General features: G+C 62.1%; 13 protein-coding genes and 2 pseudogenes. 10 read left to right on the top strand and 5 right to left on the bottom strand.

Features of this window, described 5'->3' with window-relative positions; translation table 11 throughout:
* Positions 1-110: 110 nt before the first annotated feature.
* The 6 genes from H4I97_RS20855 to H4I97_RS20830 all read left to right on the top strand — a co-directional run bounded on the left by H4I97_RS20855 (position 111) and on the right by H4I97_RS20830 (position 6174).
* The gene (locus tag H4I97_RS20855) at positions 111-1349 is read left to right on the top strand and encodes an extracellular solute-binding protein (RefSeq protein WP_182308915.1); all 1239 of its coding nucleotides are present in this window, start codon (positions 111-113) and stop codon (positions 1347-1349) included.
* Between the two features lie 76 nt (positions 1350-1425).
* Positions 1426-2310, top strand: coding sequence for a carbohydrate ABC transporter permease (locus H4I97_RS20850; protein ID WP_182308914.1), 885 nt, complete (start codon positions 1426-1428; stop codon positions 2308-2310).
* Positions 2310-3155 (top strand): carbohydrate ABC transporter permease, encoded by an 846-nt coding sequence (locus H4I97_RS20845; RefSeq protein ID WP_182308913.1) that lies wholly within the window; start codon positions 2310-2312, stop codon positions 3153-3155. Before H4I97_RS20850 ends, H4I97_RS20845 begins: the two co-directional genes overlap by 1 nt.
* Complete coding sequence (locus H4I97_RS20840) at positions 3152-4171, top strand: SIS domain-containing protein (protein WP_182308912.1); 1020 nt, start codon at positions 3152-3154, stop codon at positions 4169-4171. Before H4I97_RS20845 ends, H4I97_RS20840 begins: the two co-directional genes overlap by 4 nt.
* Positions 4172-5101 carry a PfkB family carbohydrate kinase gene (locus H4I97_RS20835; RefSeq protein WP_182308911.1) on the top strand — a complete coding sequence of 310 codons (930 nt, stop codon included), beginning with the start codon at positions 4172-4174 and terminating at the stop codon, positions 5099-5101. It abuts the gene before it with no gap.
* Positions 5098-6174 (top strand): ABC transporter ATP-binding protein, encoded by a 1077-nt coding sequence (locus H4I97_RS20830; RefSeq protein WP_182308910.1) that lies wholly within the window; start codon positions 5098-5100, stop codon positions 6172-6174. The genes H4I97_RS20835 and H4I97_RS20830 overlap by 4 nt, the downstream gene beginning before the upstream one ends.
* 394 nt (positions 6175-6568) lie before the next feature.
* Here H4I97_RS20830 and H4I97_RS20825 read toward each other — a convergent pair whose 3' ends face one another.
* Positions 6569-7891 (bottom strand): type II toxin-antitoxin system HipA family toxin, encoded by a 1323-nt coding sequence (locus H4I97_RS20825; RefSeq protein WP_182309014.1) that lies wholly within the window; start codon positions 7889-7891, stop codon positions 6569-6571.
* Positions 7881-8165, bottom strand: coding sequence for a helix-turn-helix transcriptional regulator (locus H4I97_RS20820; protein WP_182308909.1), 285 nt, complete (start codon positions 8163-8165; stop codon positions 7881-7883). The genes H4I97_RS20825 and H4I97_RS20820 overlap by 11 nt, the downstream gene beginning before the upstream one ends.
* A 911-nt stretch (positions 8166-9076) precedes the next feature.
* Here H4I97_RS20820 and arcD point away from each other — a divergent pair.
* The 4 genes and pseudogenes from arcD (at position 9077) to H4I97_RS20800 (ending at position 13762) form a co-directional block, all read left to right on the top strand.
* Complete coding sequence (gene arcD, locus H4I97_RS20815; protein ID WP_182308908.1) at positions 9077-10546, top strand: arginine-ornithine antiporter; 1470 nt, start codon at positions 9077-9079, stop codon at positions 10544-10546.
* Positions 10547-10571: 25 nt separating this feature from the next.
* Positions 10572-11804 (top strand): arginine deiminase, encoded by a 1233-nt coding sequence (locus tag H4I97_RS20810; RefSeq protein ID WP_182308907.1) that lies wholly within the window; start codon positions 10572-10574, stop codon positions 11802-11804.
* A 17-nt stretch (positions 11805-11821) separates the two neighbouring features.
* A complete protein-coding gene (gene argF / locus H4I97_RS20805; protein WP_182308906.1) occupies positions 11822-12823 on the top strand; it encodes an ornithine carbamoyltransferase in 1002 nt (333 codons plus the stop codon).
* A gap of 1 nt (position 12824) precedes the next feature.
* Positions 12825-13762, top strand: a pseudogene (locus tag H4I97_RS20800) (carbamate kinase).
* Here H4I97_RS20800 and paaZ read toward each other — a convergent pair.
* From paaZ to paaD, 3 genes and pseudogenes are all read right to left on the bottom strand, one after another.
* Positions 13763-15828, bottom strand: a pseudogene (paaZ, locus tag H4I97_RS20795) (phenylacetic acid degradation bifunctional protein PaaZ).
* 71 nt (positions 15829-15899) lie between these two features.
* Positions 15900-16976, bottom strand: a complete 1077-nt coding sequence (gene paaE / locus H4I97_RS20790) for a 1,2-phenylacetyl-CoA epoxidase subunit PaaE (protein ID WP_182308905.1) — start codon at positions 16974-16976, stop codon at positions 15900-15902.
* 20 nt (positions 16977-16996) lie between these two features.
* The gene (gene paaD, locus H4I97_RS20785; protein WP_182308904.1) at positions 16997-17518 is read right to left on the bottom strand and encodes a 1,2-phenylacetyl-CoA epoxidase subunit PaaD; all 522 of its coding nucleotides are present in this window, start codon (positions 17516-17518) and stop codon (positions 16997-16999) included.
* Positions 17519-17525 lie beyond the last annotated feature (7 nt).

Genomic DNA, 17525 nt, shown 5'->3' with positions numbered 1-17525 from the left:
CGGACACCCAGAAATCATGCGGTACGGGGATAGCCCTCGTGTCCGGTTCATTCTTCAGGCAACCGAACGACGCCTGCGGATCTGCGCAATCGAAAAAACTGGAGGCAGCAATGTTGAAATTCCGGAAAACGACACTGGTCGCCGCCGCGCTTGCAAGCGCGGCCGTCGCACCGCATGCCATGGCCGAGACCAAGATCAACGCACTGTTCATGGCACAGGCGGCCTATAGTGAGGCCGATGTCCGCGCCATGACGGAAGCCTTCACCAAGGCCAATCCCGATGTGACGGTCAATCTCGAATTCGTGCCGTATGAGGGCCTGCACGACAAGACGGTACTCGCGCAGGGTTCGGGGGGCGGTTACGATGTCGTGCTCTTCGACGTGATCTGGCCGGCAGAATACGCTGCAAACAATGTACTGGTCGACGTTTCCGACAAGATTACCGACGACATGAAGACGGGTGTTCTCCCCGGCGCGTGGACCACGGTCCAGTATGAGGGAAAATACTATGGCATGCCGTGGATCCTCGACACAAAATACCTGTTCTACAACAAGGAAATCCTCGAAAAGGCCGGGATCACTGCTCCCCCGAAGACCTGGGCCGAACTCACGGAGCAAGCCAAGATCATCCAGCAGAAGAACCTGCTGAAGACGCCGATTGCCTGGAGCTGGTCGCAGGCCGAAGCCGCAATCTGCGACTACACGACGCTGGTCAGCGCCTATGGCGGGGACTTTCTAAAGGATGGCAAGCCGGTCTTTCAGACAGACGGCGGTCTCGATGCTCTCAAGTACATGGTCGACAGCTATAAGTCGGGTCTGACCAATCCGAACTCCAAGGAATTCCTCGAAGAGGACGTCCGCAAGGTGTTCGAGAACGGTGATGCGGCCTTCGCACTGAACTGGACCTACATGTACAACATGGCCAACGATCCCAAGGATAGCAAGGTCGCAGGCAAGGTCGGCGTCGTTCCCGCGCCCGGTGTCGAGGGCAAGAGCGAAGTTTCCGCGGTCAACGGTTCGATGGGCCTCGGCATCACGACGGCGAGCAAACATCCCGAAGAAGCCTGGAAATACATCACCTTCATGACATCACAGGCGACGCAGAACGCCTATGCCAAGCTCAGTCTGCCGATCTGGTCCTCATCTTACGAGGACTCGACCGTGACCGCCGGTCAGGAGGAACTCGTCGCTGCGGCGGAGAAGGGCTTGGCCGCCATGTACGCCCGGCCTACCACACCCAAATACCAGGAGCTGTCGACCGCCCTGCAGCAGGCAATCCAGGAAGCACTGCTCGGTCAGTCGACACCGGAGGACGCGCTGAAGTCCGCCGCCGAAAACAGCGGTCTCTGAAGAATTCACAATTGCCGGGCGGCCCGTGCCGCCCGGCCGCTCAACTCGATGTCGAAAACCTGGGAAGGACCGCCACATGTCAGGTACCTCCATGACGCTTCGCGCCTGGCTCCTGATGCTGCCGCTCCTCGTGGTTATGATCGCGGTGATCGGCTGGCCCCTGTTTGACACCGCGCGCCTGTCGTTCACCGATGCCAGGCTCGTCGGAACGGAGGGCAATTTTGTCGGGGTTTCCAACTACGCACGAATACTTTCGAGTTCGAATTTTGAGCGCACCCTGATCACGACGGCCCTTTTCGCAATCATATCGGTGGCGGCCGAACTGGTCATCGGCGTGCTCGCGGCTCTTCTGCTCAACCAGGACTTCCGCGGTCGGTTCCTGCTACGCGCACTGATGATCTTGCCATGGGCGCTGCCAACGGTGGTCAACGCGACATTGTGGCGGCTGATCTACAATCCCGAATACGGCGCCCTGAACGCGGCTCTGACCCAGATCGGTCTCCTCGACGCATACCGTTCCTGGCTGGGCGAACCGGGCACGGCACTCGCCGCCCTCATTGTTGCCGACTGCTGGAAGAACTTCCCGCTCGTGGCATTGATTGCGCTCGCAGCCTTGCAGGCGGTGCCCCGCGATGTGATAGCCGCATCGCTGGTGGACGGCGCCGGCGCATTCAACCGTTTCCGTTACGTCATCATGCCCTACATCGCCGGACCACTGCTCGTGGCCCTCGTGTTAAGGACGATCGAAGCGTTCAAGGTGTTCGACATCATATGGGTGATGACGCGCGGCGGTCCGGCCAACAGTACGCGCACGCTCTCAATTCTCGTTTATCAAGAAGCATTTTCATTCCAGCGGGCCGGCTCGGGCGCGTCACTTGCGCTCATCGCCACGCTTTTGGTGACGGTGCTCGCAGTCGGCTATGCCGCGCTCGTTAGAAAAGCCGCGGGGAGCAACGCCTGATGGAACGAAAGAGCCCGCTCTTCACGGCATTCATCTACATATCTGCATTGCTGCTTGCGGCGCTCATTCTCGCGCCCATCCTCTGGCTCTTCGTCATGAGTATATCGCCGGCGGCTGATCTCGCAGCGAAGCCGCTGCGCTGGTGGCCGCAACAGATGGATTTCTCGCGTTATCGGACACTGTTATCGACGGTCGAGAACAGCGCCGGCGCGGCATTTCTGGCATCGCTGCGCAACAGTATCGAGGTCGCCGGCATGGCTACGGTCGCCGCCATCGCGCTCGCCATCCCGGCCGGTTGGGCGGTGTCGCGCACGCCGTCCGTAAGCTGGTCGCTGTCGCTCGTCGTTGCCACCTACATGTTGCCGCCGGTTGCGCTAGCCGTGCCCCTCTACTTTGCGCTCGCTCATTTCGGCATGCTCAACAATGTCTTCGGATTGGCGCTCGTTTACCTGACGATCCTGGCACCTTTCACGACCTGGCTGATGAAGTCCGGCTTCGATTCCATACCGAAGGAGATCGAAGCCGCGGCGATGATCGATGGTGCAAGTCTCTTCCAGACGCTCCGGATCATCATGCTGCCGCTTGCCGCGCCAGTGATCTCGACGTCGGCACTGTTCGCCTTCCTGCTCGCCTGGGACGAGTTTTTCTATGCGCTCTTGTTCACCTCGAACCAGCGCGCCAAGACGCTGACGGTTGCAATCGCCGATCTGGCCGGCGGCCGCGTTTCCGATTACGGGTTGATTGCCACCGCCGGCGTCCTTGCCGCCCTGCCACCGGTGCTGATTGGCCTCCTGACCCAACGAGCCCTGATTTCGGGGCTCACCAGCGGCGGCGTCAAGGGATGACCGAATTGAACAACAATCGTCCGGCGGGGCTTCTCGCTATCGATCGCGAAATGGCGCGCCAGCATGCCGACGCCATGACCTCCTACGAAGGCGCCCGGAGCTTGGCCGGCAAGGCCGCCGCCTCGCTGACGCGGACCGGCAAACTGCTCCTGCTTGGCATGGGCGGCTCCCATGCCGTCAACCGCGCCGTCGAGCCGCTTTACCGCGACCTGGACGTCGAGGCGATCGCGATCCCGTTGTCCGAGCAACTCGGCCAGCCGCTGAGGCTGGCCGACAAGACCGTCTTCGTCACCTCGCAATCCGGCGAAAGCGCGGAAGTTCTCCGCTGGTTCGAGGAAACGGGTGGCACACCGGACACATTCGGGCTGACCCTGGAAGCAGGATCGTTCCTCGCTCGGGCTACGTCGTCTCTGATCGGCGCAGGCGGGACCGAGCTCGCGTTCGCAGCAACACGGAGCCTGACCGTGACGTTGGGCTTGCATTTGGCGATTCTGGAGGCGTTAGGATCGGACGTGTCGCAGGCACTCGCGGTGCTTCGAACACCCGAAGCGCCTGACATCGGCGAGGCGCTCTCCGCGCTCGCAAAGGTCATGACGATCGTCACCTCCGGGCGACGGCTGCAGGGGGTGGCCGAGGCGCTTGCCCTGGGCCTGACGGAGCTTTCGCGCTATCCCTGTTTCTCGCTCGAAGGTGGGCAGCTTCGCCACGGCCCGATGGAGATGCTCGGTCCGCAGGTCGGCGTCGTGCTGTTCCGCGACGGACACAAGACGTCCACGCTTGTGACCGCGATCGCCAAATCCGCAGTCGAGACTGGATCGCCGGTGATCATCTTCGATTGTTCCGGCCTCAAACCTATCCAGGGCGCCGTCACGATTGCCTTCCGGCCGGCATCCGGAATAGCTGCAATCCTGGCCATGCTGCCGACGGCACAGCGGCTGATGGTGGCCTTCGCGGACGCACGGGTTGAGAATGCCGGTACGCCCCTGCGCTCCACGAAGATCACCCGGAGCGAGTGAATGCGGCCACTTGCAGTCATCGGCAATGTCAACGTTGACCTCATCCTGGGGCCCGCCGAGCCATGGCCGAAGGCGGGCACGGAAGTCGTCGTCGATCACGACGAGCTTCGTGTCGGCGGCCAGGCGGGCAATACCGCACTCGCCTGGGAGGGGCTCGGCGTGGAGTATGCAATCGCCGCCAATGTCGGCGACGACCAGTTCGGCCGGTGGCTCTCGGAGGCCTTCGGCGAGCGCGGCAGGCGGTGGCCGGTCACTCCAGTCGGCACGACGCTGTCGGTGGGCATTACCCATCCGGATGGCGAACGCACCTTTTTCACCACACGTGGACATCTACCGAGGCTGAGCTTTGCCGACGTCCTGGCGGTGCTGGACGGCGAGGCACTTTCCGGTGGCTATGCGCTGCTGACGGCAGCGTTCCTTACCGACGACCTAACCGGGGATTATCCCGCACTGTTCGACTGGGCGGATCGGCATGGTATCGCGATCGCACTCGACACCGGGTGGCCGCTCGACGGCTGGACGGCGCACAACTGCGACGCCGTGCGCCAATGGCTCTCGCGCTCCCGGATCGCTCTGCTCAACGAAATCGAGACCACGACGCTTGCCGGGCTCGAGGACCCGGCTGATGCGGCGCGAAACCTCCTCTCGCAAATGCCGGATGGCTCCATCGTCGTCGTCAAGCGCGGACCCGAGGGAGCAATTTCGATCGGCACCGGGGGTGACCTTGTCTCGGTGGCCGCACCCTCTGTAACGGTCGTCGACACGATCGGCGCCGGCGACGTGTTCAATGCCGCATTCCTCGCATCGCTGGCGCGGCAGGAGCCGCTCGAAGCGTGCCTCGCCGCCGGCACGACCGTTGCGTCGCGTGCCATTTCCACGCTTCCCCGCAGTTATGGCGGACCCGAACCTTTCAGGGAGATCGTGCGATGAGCGCGCTCGAGATCGAGAATATCCGCAAGACCTATGGCAAGACCGAAACACTGAGGGGGATCGACATCTCGCTCGAAAGCGGCGAGTTCCTGGTCCTGCTCGGTTCGTCCGGCTGCGGGAAATCGACTCTCCTGAACATCATCGCGGGCCTTACTGAAGCGTCCGGAGGTAACATCCGCATCAACGGCCGATCAATGCGCGGTGTGCATCCCAAGGACCGCGACATCGCCATGGTGTTCCAGTCTTACGCGCTCTATCCGAATCTCACCGTCCGGCGGAACATCGGCTTTGGTCTGGAAATGCGCGGGGTTCCGGCAGCCGATCGCGACAGGGCGGTCGGCGAAACGGCCAAGCTTCTCCAGATCGAAAACCTGCTGGACCGCAAGCCAAGCCAGCTTTCCGGCGGTCAGCGCCAACGGGTGGCGATTGGCCGGGCGCTGGTGCGGCAGCCGAAGATATTCCTTTTCGACGAGCCGCTTTCGAATCTCGACGCCAAGCTCCGGATGGAGATGCGCGCCGAACTCAAACGACTGCACCAGTTGCTGAAGACGACGGTCGTCTACGTCACCCATGACCAGATCGAAGCTATGACGCTCGCAAGCCAGATCGCCGTCATGAGCGACGGCCGGATCGAGCAACTCGGAACCCCGGAGGAGATCTACAACCAACCAGCGACACTGTACGTCGCGACCTTTGTCGGCGCTCCGCCGATGAACTTGCTGAAGGCCGAAGTCCGCGACGGAACTTTGGCCGTGACAGGTGGAGAGAGTTTACTGCCGATCCCCCAGGGCTTGCACGCCGCGTTGAACGAGGGGCAGCACGTCATCGTCGGTATCCGCCCCGAGGGCCTCAGGGTAAATGATGTCGAGGGTCTCTCGATCTCCGTACGCTGCGAGATTGCCGAACTCACAGGTCCGGAGTTGATCATGACGGCCGACATGCATGGCCAACGGATCATCGCGTCGTTGCCGCCGCAGGCACGTATCGCCCACGGCGACACACTCAGGCTTTATTTCGATAGCACAGCCATGCACCTCTTCGACGCCCCAACCGGCAAACGGATCGCGACCTGAGCCCCGGGCGGGCTGTTATGTCAGAAAGTGCGTGTTGGGCGACCCGAGGTCCCCGTTTAGCGCGCATCGCACACGGCCCAGGCGGGTGCCTGGACGAAGGACACCGGCACACAATGGATCGGCAGCCACATATGAAGGTGGCGGCATCGTGCGTGTAACGCCCGCCAGTTTTGCGATCTGGTCGCCGGCTAGCTTCACTTCTATGGTGATGAATCCCGTTGTGCTGGTGTTCTGCTCCGGGCCCGCCCAGGACGAAAAGGGCGCCTGATGGCGGCAGCCCAAGGAAGGTGATGCCGGCGGCGGTCTGCTCGGCAGCCCATGGGGCATGGCCGAGGGAGCGGAGAAATGCTTCTGGCCAGGCGCGTTTTTTTTCAGATACCTCGCGCTGTCATTGTCAGGCGCCTCCGCTGACAATCAATGTGTTTCGCGCGGCCTGGAAAGCGTCCCGCAGTGCCTTGTGGTCATCGAGGCCTTCGAGGGCATAGCTGTTGAGAAACTGGCGCCCGGCGAACAGTTTGCGTTCGACGGGGCTCAAATCTGCTTCGTCGCAGACCTCCTGCCAGCGCTTGGCGATGGTCGTGACCTGGTGTTCGATCAGGGCAGCGGCATCGGTTTCCTTTAGGTGATAATCCGGCGCAGCGGAAATCAATGTGGCGAGCGTGCTGGCGCGCCCATCGCCCTTGATCAGCATGGCCTGCGTGGCTTCGTTGCCCGTGCGGACTTGCGGACAGATGTCATAGGCGGGGGTGAGCGTGAGCATCGTGCCGTCCCAGAAGGCGGCATGGTTGCGCGCGTGGTCGTCGGTATTGCCGCAAAGCACGTTGAAGCAGATCCGCCGATAAAGTTCCTTCAGCGTGTCCTTGGGATCAGTGAAGCGGTGGCGGATGAGTTCGGCCAGGTCTTCGTATGAGGCATAGCGGGCCATCATTTCATCAAGGCCCAGCATGGTCAGGGCCGAGACCATGGCCTTGCGCGTCCAGCCGTCTTTTGTGTGCGTGCGATCGAAGCGCTCGATCAGCAGCACATCCTTATGGGCGGTACGGGTCATCGACACGGGCGCGGCGTTGAGTCCGCAAGCAGATGCCAGCTTCATCGCGATGAATTCGGCCTTCACGACGCTGTAGGTGTCGTTGGCGGCGGAGAATTTGGCGATGAACTTCTTCGTGTCGTCATCGATCAGCGCCTTGGGGCGCGCGCCGCCGATCGAAGTGCCGTGATTGAGGGCCTGGTCGAGCGCCGGAGTAAGAGGGACGCCCTTTTCGATGAGTTCGGCCCCTTCGAGGAGTTCATCGAGCGATGCCTGCGCGGCAAGGCGGGGTACATACTCCGTAGCGGATGCCTGGAAATCGAGGGCGCCGATGCGGTCGGAGCCCGACTGGAGCAGGAAGATCAGCTCGCTGATCTCCGGCACGCCAGCAGTGTCGGGCTTCTTGCCCGTCAGCCTGTTGATAATGACGCGGCGGCCCCAGGCGTCGGGCGAGCCATCGCGAATGCAACTGGCCATGGTCAGGCCGTTGACGGGCGCAATGACGCCTTCCTGGAGGGGGAGCTCCGGCTCGTAGATGGGAATCGCGCTCTTACGGCGGCGATAGCTGGCGCCGTAGGTAAAGAGCAGGCGCTCGCCATCCTGGTCGAGGCGGCCGGCCACCACCGGTTCCGTCGCCCCGGGCAGCCACATCCAGACAAAGGCTTCTGTTGCATCCGTCTTAGAAGTCATCATCGACCTTCTTCACGGCGTGGCGGACGCTCTTGGGCAGCAGGGTCAGTTTTTCGTCGAGGCGCGCGTTGTGCAGCTGGAGCGTGCGCTCGTCATATTCGAACAGGCGCACGCCGACGATGGAGGCGACTTCGAAGACGATGCCGATCTCGGGGCCCGGCGCGCCTTTTTCGATGCTGGAAAGTGTCGTGCGGCTGATACCGGCGCGGTCCGCCAGTTCCTGCGCGGTCAGGCCGCGCTCGGCGCGGCCGACGCGGATCAGCTTGCCGAGCATGGCGAGGGCTTGGCGGGTGACTCTTGAATAGCTTCTCTGGCGCGGCACAGCTACACCCGTTTTGTTCATTTGAGTGGGCATGAGGCGTCCTCATGCGCAGAATTTTGTACATTCTTGACGTAGGACCGGCGTCCAGTCAAGTTTTGCTCATTTGAATGGCCGTAAGGGCGGTTCGCGGCCAGAATTTTGTACATTGCGGATAAGAGCTGGACGGCGGCAATGCACCTCCGTGAGACGCGAGGCACGACCGCGGACTACGTACTGATTTGTCGGACGGACTCGATGACACGATCGCGACCTCAGCGCCTGCAAGCAGCTTGAAACCGGAAAGCGCTTCAATCGGGTCGCGGTTGATGGGGAACGTCGTCAGGATCCCCACCGGCTTCTTGCTACGGGCTTTCGCAGAATTCCTCGACGTCCTCGAATGTGCCTTTTCAGTCATGGTTCATCTCCTCCATTGTCAACATGGAGACCAAAGCGACATTGACGGCCACGACAACTAAAGCACATCTAAGCGGGCCGGCGAGAATGGAATGCGCCCCTGACGAAGCAAAAACCTGGCGCCGATCCGCCTGTCTGTTCTGCCGCGAATTTCACAAGGAAGACCCCACGCCGGGGAGAAATAGCCATGCGAAATCCCGAAGGGGCGCTGAGTATTTCCCAATATTCGATAAGCCGATCTGGGAACGCCTCGTGTAGGACGCGCCAAGAATCAGGGCGCCTGCCGCGAATCGTTCCCGCGTCTTGATATGCATCAAGCCGCTCGGGTGGCTTGCGATTAGACTACATTAGCCAAAGTGAAACCATAGGGCGGAGCCGCAAGCGCGGGACGCACTCTATCGATACGGTTGAAGCTACTCTGGATTGCATCGCGTACTACCGTCACATTCTTCAAGCGAAGGAACACGAACATGGTTACGGCGAATGTTGCAGCTCCCTCCACCACTACCGAAAAAGCATCCGGCAAGCTTGGCCTTGTGCCGCTTGTGGCTCTTGTCGTCGGCTCGATGATTGGCGGTGGCGTCTTCAGCCTGCCGCAGAACATGGCCAAGGGCGCTTCTCCGGGGGCCGTCATCATCGGCTGGCTGGTCACGGGCATAGGCATGCTCGCCTTGGCCTTCGTCTACCAGGGCTTGTCGACGCGCAAGCCGGCGCTCGATGCCGGCCCTTACTCCTATGCCCGTGCAGGCTTCGGCGACTTCATCGGCTTCAATAGCGCCTGGGGATACTGGCTTAGCGCGTGGATCGGAAACGTCTCCTATGTCGTCTTGATCTTCGGTGCCCTCAGCTATTTCTATCCTGCCTTCGGTGCCGAGGGGAATACGACCCAAGCGATCATCGGGGCATCGATTGTCCTTTGGGGTACCCATGCGCTCGTCCTCATGGGTATCCGGGAGGCTGCGATCATTAACGTCATCACCACGACCGCCAAGCTGCTTCCGATCCTGCTCTTCATCCTTCTGGTCGCGGTCGCGTTCAATCTCCCGAAATTCAGCCTCGACTTCTGGGGCGCGCAAACACCGGATCTGGGCAGCGTCATGACGCAGGTCAAAAGCACCATGCTGGTCACGCTTTGGGTCTTCATCGGCATTGAAGGCGCCAGCGTCGTTTCGGGCCGCGCAGCAAAGCGCGCGGATATTGGACGCGCCACCATCATCGGCTTTATCATTGCCTTGGCTGCCTACCTGCTTGTCTCGCTTCTTTCCTTTGGCGTCATGACTCAGCCGGAATTGGCTGCATTGCCGGCCGCGGCGTCCATGGCCAGTGTGCTCGAACAGGCCGTCGGTCCTTGGGGCTCGGTCGTCGTGCGCATCGGGCTCGTCATTTCGGTTGCAGGTGCATTCCTGAGCTGGACCGTGTTTGCGGCCGAAATCCCCTATCGCGCGGCGAAAGAAGGCATGTTGCCGGCGGTATTTGCAACCGAGAACAAGAATGGGGCGCCCGCGGGCTCGCTGTGGATCACCAACATCTTTGTGCAGATGTTCCTGATCGTCACGCTTTACGCAAACTCGACCTATCTCGCGCTGTTCTATATCGCCTCGACCGCCATTCTGGTGCCTTATGTGCTCTCCGGCGCCTATGCCTTCAAGCTGGCCCTTAGCGGCGAAGAGTACAGAGAAGGCGAGCGTCGAGGACGCGACATGTTCACCGGTGCGCTGGCGACCGTCTACGGTGCATGGCTAATTTATGCGGCAGGTCCCAATTACCTCTTCATGTGCGCGCTGCTCTATGTTGTTGGCATTCCTGTCTATTGGTGGGCGCGGCATGCACGCGGTGAGAAGGCCTTCTCCGGCATTGAGGCGCTCATCGGCCTCGGAATCGCGGTCGCGGCGGCCATTGCCGGCTATCTGATGTGGACCGGCGCGATCAGCGCCCTGTAATCGTCTCAAGCGTGGGAACATGACAATGAACGCAATCCCGCAACTTGGCGTCCATTCCGAAACGGGAAAGCTGCGGCAGGTGATCGTCTGCCGCCCCGGTCTTGCCCATCGACGTCTCACGCCTTCCAACTGCCAAGAGCTACTGTTCGATGACGTGTTCTGGGTCAAGCAGGCGCAGAAGGACCATGACGTCTTTTCACGCGTGATGCGCGACGATGGCGTCGAGGTGCTCGACGTCAACGTGCTACTCGCCGAAACGCTGAATCTGAAAGATGGTCGGGCCTGGGTGCTTGACCAACGCGTCAACGCGGATCAGGTCGGCGTGGGTATGATGGAGGAACTGCGCGCGTGGATGGACGAACTACCCGGCGCCAAACTGGCCGAGTATCTGATTGGTGGGCTGGCGGCGGATGATCTTCCGTTCAAGCCGACCGGCCTGTTCGGAAGCTATCTCGGCCATCACGGCCTGATCCTGCCGCCCTTGCCCAACGCGCTCTTCACCCGCGATAACTCCAGCTGGATCTACGGCGGTGTAACGGTCAACCCGATGTACTGGGCCGCTCGTCGGCCGGAAACGCTGCTCAATGCCGCGATATATAAATTCCATCCGAAGTTTGCCGGCAAGGTCGAGATTCATTGGGGCGACCCGACCAAGGAGCACGGGTTGGCGACATTGGAAGGCGGCGATGTGATGCCTGTCGGTAACCGCACCGTGCTGGTTGGCATGGGCGAACGCTCGTCTCCGCAGGGGATCGGCCAACTAGCAGAGGCACTGTTTGCCAAGGGGGTCGTCGATCGCGTGCTTGCCTTCCGGATTCCGAGGTCGCGCGCTGCAATGCACCTGGACACGGTGTTCACCCTGTGCGGCGGCGACGTGGTGACGACATTCAAAGAGGTTGCGGACGAACTGGTCTGCTATGACATACGGCCGGCGGAAGGCAAGGCGCCGCTGTCCTTCCGCCACGATCCGCGTCCGATCTTCGATATCGTGGCCGAGGTTCTGGGCTATAAGACGCTTCAAATCGTGCCCACCGGCGGTAACACCGACGAAGAACGTGCGCGCGAGCAATGGAACGACGGCAACAACGTACTGGCGTTGCGTCCCGGCGTGGTGGTCGGATACGACCGCAACGACGATACCAACGCCGCACTGAAGGCTGTGGGCATTGAGGTCCTGGCTATTCCGGGCGCCGAGCTTGGACGCGGCCGGGGCGGTGGACATTGCATGAGCTGCCCGACCATCCGCGATGCGATCTGATTTCAAGGGGAGTCACCATGGCCTTCAACCTGAAAAATCGAAGCTTCCTCACGCTTCGCGACTACACGCCGCGCGAGATTGCCTTCCTGCTGAAACTCGCCGTCGACCTGAAGACCGCCAAATACGCAGGAACCGAGGTTCCGAAACTGCAGGGCAAGGATATCGTCCTGATCTTTGAAAAGGATTCGACCCGCACTCGCGTCGGGTTTGAGGTCGCTGCCTACGACCAGGGCGCGCGGGTCACGTATCTGGGGCCGACCGGAAGTCATATCGGCCATAAGGAATCGGTGAAGGACACTGCCCGGGTTCTCGGGCGGATCTATGATGCGATCGAATATCGCGGCTTCGGCCAGGAGATCGTCGAACAACTGGCCAGGTATTCCGGCGTGCCGGTCTATAACGGCCTGACCAACGAGTTCCACCCCACGCAGATCCTCGCCGACTTCCTGACGATGCAGGAGCATGTCGAAATGCCGCTGCACCAGGTATCCTATGTTTTCATGGGCGATGCCGGCAACAACATGGGCGACAGCCTGCTGATCGGCGGGGCCAAGATGGGTATGGATGTGAGGCTCTGCGCCCCGAAAGCCTGCTGGCCCTTGCAGGAAATCCAGGACGAGGCGCAAGGGATTGCCGCCGAGACCGGCGCGCGGATCATGATCACCGAGGATATCGATGCCGCTGTGAAAGGGGTCGATTTCGTCTATACCGACGTCTGGGTGTCGATGGGCGAGGCGAAGGAAAAATGGGCTGAGCGCATCAAGCTGCTCACGCCCTACCAAGTGAATGCGGCGCTAATGGCCAGAACGGGGAATGCGCGCGTGCGTTTCATGCATTGCCTGCCCGCCTTCCACAATACGGAGACGAGCGTCGGAGCCGACATCAAGGCCGAGTTCGGTCTCGACGCGATGGAAGTGACCGAAGAGGTTTTCGAAAGCCCGGCATCGATCGTATTCGATCAGGCCGAGAACCGACTGCATACGATCAAGGCGGTGCTTGTCGCCACCCTGGGAGCCTGAGATGCTCGTGGTTGCGGCATTGGGCGGGAATGCCCTGCTGAAAAGGGGCGAGCCGCTGACTGCCGAGGCGCAGCGGGAGAACGTGCGGGTCGCGACCCAGTCGCTGGCTGCGGTGGTCAAGGCCGGTCACAACCTGGTCGTCACCCATGGCAATGGTCCCCAGGTCGGTCTTCTGGCCTTGCAGAGCGCCGCATACAAGCCCAACGAGGCCTATCCGCTTGACGTTCTCGGGGCGGAAACCGAGGGCATGATCGGTTACATGATCGAACAGGAACTCGAGAATGCGCTCGATCATGTGCGGCCGGTCGCAACTTTGCTGACCCAGGTGGTAGTGGATCGGTACGACCCCGCCTTCGAAAAGCCGAGCAAATTCGTCGGACCGGTCTACGAACGGGCCGAAGCAGAGACGCGGGCCGAGGTCGCGGGATGGGCGATCGCCGCCGATGGTGACAAATGGCGCCGGGTCGTGGCATCGCCCAGGCCGGTCGAAATTCCCGACTTTAGAATCATAAGGCTTCTACTGGACCATGGCGTGGTCGTGGTTTGCACCGGGGCGGTGGCATTCCAGTGGTGCGGCGCGACGACGGCACGCTAATCGGCATCGAAGCCGTGATCGACAAGGATGCCGCCAGCGCCTTGCTGGCGCACCAGCTCGGTGCCGATGCCTTGTTGTTGCTGACCGACGTCGATGCAGTCTACCGTGGCTTCGGCGGCGAGGGCGCCGAGCCGATTTCCCGAATGTCCCCGGAGGTGGCCCGGGTCTTTGGCGCGCCTGCAGGGTCAATGGGACCGAAGATCACCGCTGCGGGTGACTTCGCCGAGACCGGCGCGTTCGCCGGAATCGGCCGGCTGGAAGATGCCATCGCCATACTGGCCGGCCGCGCAGGCACGCGGATCGAGAAGGCCATCGGACAAGTTGATCCGTCGATCCGGCGATGATCAGGACGGCTTTCTAAACGTCTTGGCGACCATGGTCAGGACATCGTACTGTGCGACGACTGCGCTGTTCTGGTTCGTCACCTGGCAATCCCACCGCACTTCGCCGTGATCGGCCCTGGCGCGCGGATTGATCTCCTTGCAGGTGAGCCGGACCTGCAGCGTATCGCCTGGATTGACGGGGGTCAGGAAGCGCAGGTTGTCGACGCCGTAATTGGCAAGGACCGGGCCGGGATCCGGATCGACGAACAGGCCAGCCGCGAAGGAGACGATCAGGTAGCCGTGCGCCACGCGCCCGTCAAAGAAGGGATTGGCCTTGGCCGCGGCCTCGTCCATATGCGCGTAAAAGGTGTCACCTGTGAAATGGGCAAAGTGCTCGATGTCCTCGAGCGTCACTGTCCGCGTGGCCGTCACGAGCTGGTCGCCGATCTTCAGTTCGGCGAGTGACTTGCGGAAGGGATGGACACTCGTGTCTCCGGCGCCTGCGCCCTCCATCCAGCGGCCGGTGACGGCCGAAAGAAGCCGTGGCGTGCCCTGCACTGCGGTGCGCTGCATGTAATGCTTGACGCCTCGCATGCCGCCGAGCTCCTCGCCGCCGCCGGCGCGCCCCGGCCCGCCATGCACGAGGCCGGCGAGTGGCGACCCGTGGCCCGTCGAGGTTTTCGCCGAGGCCCGGTTTCCGATCAGGATGCGGCCATGATAGGGCGCCATGCCGATCACCATTTCCTCGGCGATCCTCGGATCATTGGTGAAGACGGAAGCCGCAAGCGATCCCTTGCCCTTGTGGGTCAGTGCGATCGCTTCCTCGATGCCGTCATAGGGCATGACGGTGGAAACCGGCCCGAAGGCCTCGACGTCGTGGACGGCGGAAGCCGAAAACGGGTTGTCGCAATAGAGAAGCACCGGATTGAGGAAGGCGCCCTTTTCGGCGTCGCCGGACAAGACGCGGACATTGTCGGGATCGCCGGAGACGATCTCGGCATCGACGGTCAGGTCGCGGATACGCTCGCGAACCTCGTCGCGCTGGGCGAGGCTTGCGAGCGGTCCCATCCGCACGCCCTCGTCGGAAGGATTGCCGAGGGCGGTCTTGGCAAGACGATTGCCGAGTGCTGCGACCAGCGCCTGGACATGCACGCGCGGCGCGATCACGCGGCGGATCGCGGTGCATTTTTGCCCGGCCTTCGAGGTCATCTCGCGGGCCACTTCCTTGACGAAGAGGTCAAACTCCTCCGTACCCTGGCCGGCATCGGGGCCGAGCACCGAGGCGTTGAGGCTGTCGGCTTCCATGGTAAAGCGCACGGAGTTGGCGACGACCGCCGGGTGCGACTTCAGCTTGCGCCCGGTCCGGGCCGAGCCGGTGAAGGTCACGGCGTCCTGGCCTTCGACGTGGTCGAGCAGGTCGCCGACGGAACCGGAAACCAGCTGCAGCGCACCTTCCGGCAGGATGCCCGTCTCGATGATCCGGCGCACGACGAGCTCGGTGAGATAAGCGGTCTGGCTTGCAGGCTTGACCAGCGAGGGGACACCGGCGATCAGCGTCGGGGCGACCTTTTCGAGCATGCCCCAGACGGGGAAGTTGAAGGCGTTGATGTGGACCGCGATCCCGTGCAGCGGCGTCAGAATGTGCTGGGCGGAGAAGCTGTTGTCCTTCGAGAGCAGTTCGACGTCGCCGTCGATCAGGACGCGGGTATTCGGCAGCTCGCGACGGGCTTTCGATGAATAGGACAGCATTGTGCCGATGCCGCCTTCGATGTCGACCCAGCCGTCGGCGCGCGTCGCACCCGTGAGCGCGCTTTCGGCATAGAATTCCTCCTTCAGGTCCATCAGGACCTGGCCGAGTGATTTCAACATCTGCGCCCGTTCGTGGAAGGAGAGAGCACGCAAGTTCGGCCCTCCGACCTCGCGGCCATAGGCAAGGGCGGCGGCGAAATCGATGCCGGTCGAGTCAATGAATGCGACTGCGGCACCCGTCGAGGCATCGAGCAGCGGAACGCCCTGCTTGTCGCCGGGGTCCAGCGGCCGCAGACATAGCTTTCGAGACGGCGCGGAACGCGAGCCGAAACATTCATGAAGTCATCCTTCCTGGATCGGTTTATTCAGTGCGGTCGGGGGCCACGAATGGCCCCGCCCTTTCCGGTGGCTATTCGTCGTAGGAGAGCACGACCTTCTCGGTCAGCGGGTGACACTGGCAGGTCAGCACGTAGCCAGCCTCGACCTCGTAGTCTTCGAGCGCATGGTTGGTGTCCATCTCGACCTCACCTTCGATGACCTTCGCCCGGCATGTGGAGCAGACGCCGGCCTTGCAGGAGAAGGGAGCGTCCATGCTCTGGGCGATCGCCGCTTCGAGAATGCTGACCCCGTGCTTCGGCATGTTGAAGGTCCGGGTCGTGCCGTCGAGCGTGATTGTCGTCCCCACCACGGCCGCCGCTTCTTCGGCACTCGCCGACGCGACACGGTTCTTGGCGCGGCCCGGCTGACCGGAGGCAAAGAGCTCGAACTTGATCTGCTCGTCCTTCAGCCCGTGCTCCTTCAGGCTGGCGACGATCGTCAGCATCATCGGTTCCGGGCCGCAGATGAAGGCGGCATCCACCGATTTTGGGTCAATCCAGGTGCGGAACAGCGCAGCCAGCTTGTTCTCGTCCAGGCGACCGGTGAAGAGATCGATCTCCTGGGCTTCGCTCTCGAGGATGTGCAGCACCGAGAAGCGGCCGAGATAGGTGTTCTTCAGATCCTCGAGTTCCTCGCGGAACATGATCGAATTGATCTGGCGGTTGGCGTAGACGAGCGTGAAGCGAGCCTTCGGTTCGCGGGCGAGCACCGTCTTGACGATCGAGAGAACCGGCGTGATGCCGGAACCGCCGGCAAAACCGAGATAGTGCTTCTCGGTCGTCGGATCGATGTCCGTGAAGAAGCGGCCCATGGGCGGCATGGCCTCGATGACGTCGCCGGGTGCCAGGTTGGCATTGGCCCAGTTGCTGAAGGCACCGCCGTCGACGCGCTTGATGCCGACGCGAAGGATACCCTCGTCCTTACCCGCGCAGATCGAATAGGACCGACGCAGTTCCTCGCCGTCGAAATCGCGACGGAAGGTCAGGTACTGGCCTTGCGTGAACTCGAAGGCCGCACGATCCTCCTCGCGGGGCTTGAGCGTCACGACGACCGCGTCACGGGTCTCGTGGCGGATATCGGTCACCGTCAGGGAATGAAAACGTGCCATGAGTTATGTCCTCCGCATCCTCAGATGCACTTGAAATAGTCAAAGGGTTCCAGACAGTCCGAGCAGCGGTAACTCGCCTTGCACGGCGTCGAGCCGAACTGACTCACCTTCTCGGTCCTCGTCGAGCCGCAACGGGGGCAGGCGACGGCGAGGTTCGTACCGGCAAGGCGGCTGGCGCGCGCCGTCAATCGCCCGTCAGCCGCTGTCCCGTCGATCGGCGGGGCAATGCCGTAAGCGCGAAGCTTTTCGCGCCCGGCTTCGCTGATCCAGTCGGTCGTCCAGGGCGGCGACAGACGCCGCTCGAGGCGCAGCTTGTCGATGCCGTGGTCTCGCAGCGCCGCCTCGATGTCGAGGTTGATCACCGTCGTCGCCGGACAGCCCGAATAGGTCGGGGTAACGGCGACGACGAGAGTGTCGCCGTCCCAGGCGACGTCCCGGATGATACCGAGATCAGTCAGGCTGATCACCGGGATTTCCGGATCCGGAACCTCGCCCAGCCAGCGCCAGACCTCTTCCGGTTTAGGCAATGTCCTGGCATCCATGACACAA

Origin of the sequence: Ciceribacter thiooxidans (assembly GCF_014126615.1) — a bacterium.
Taxonomy (GTDB): Bacteria; Pseudomonadota; Alphaproteobacteria; order Rhizobiales; family Rhizobiaceae; genus Allorhizobium; species Allorhizobium thiooxidans.
This window is presented reverse-complemented; position numbering and strand designations above follow the sequence as displayed.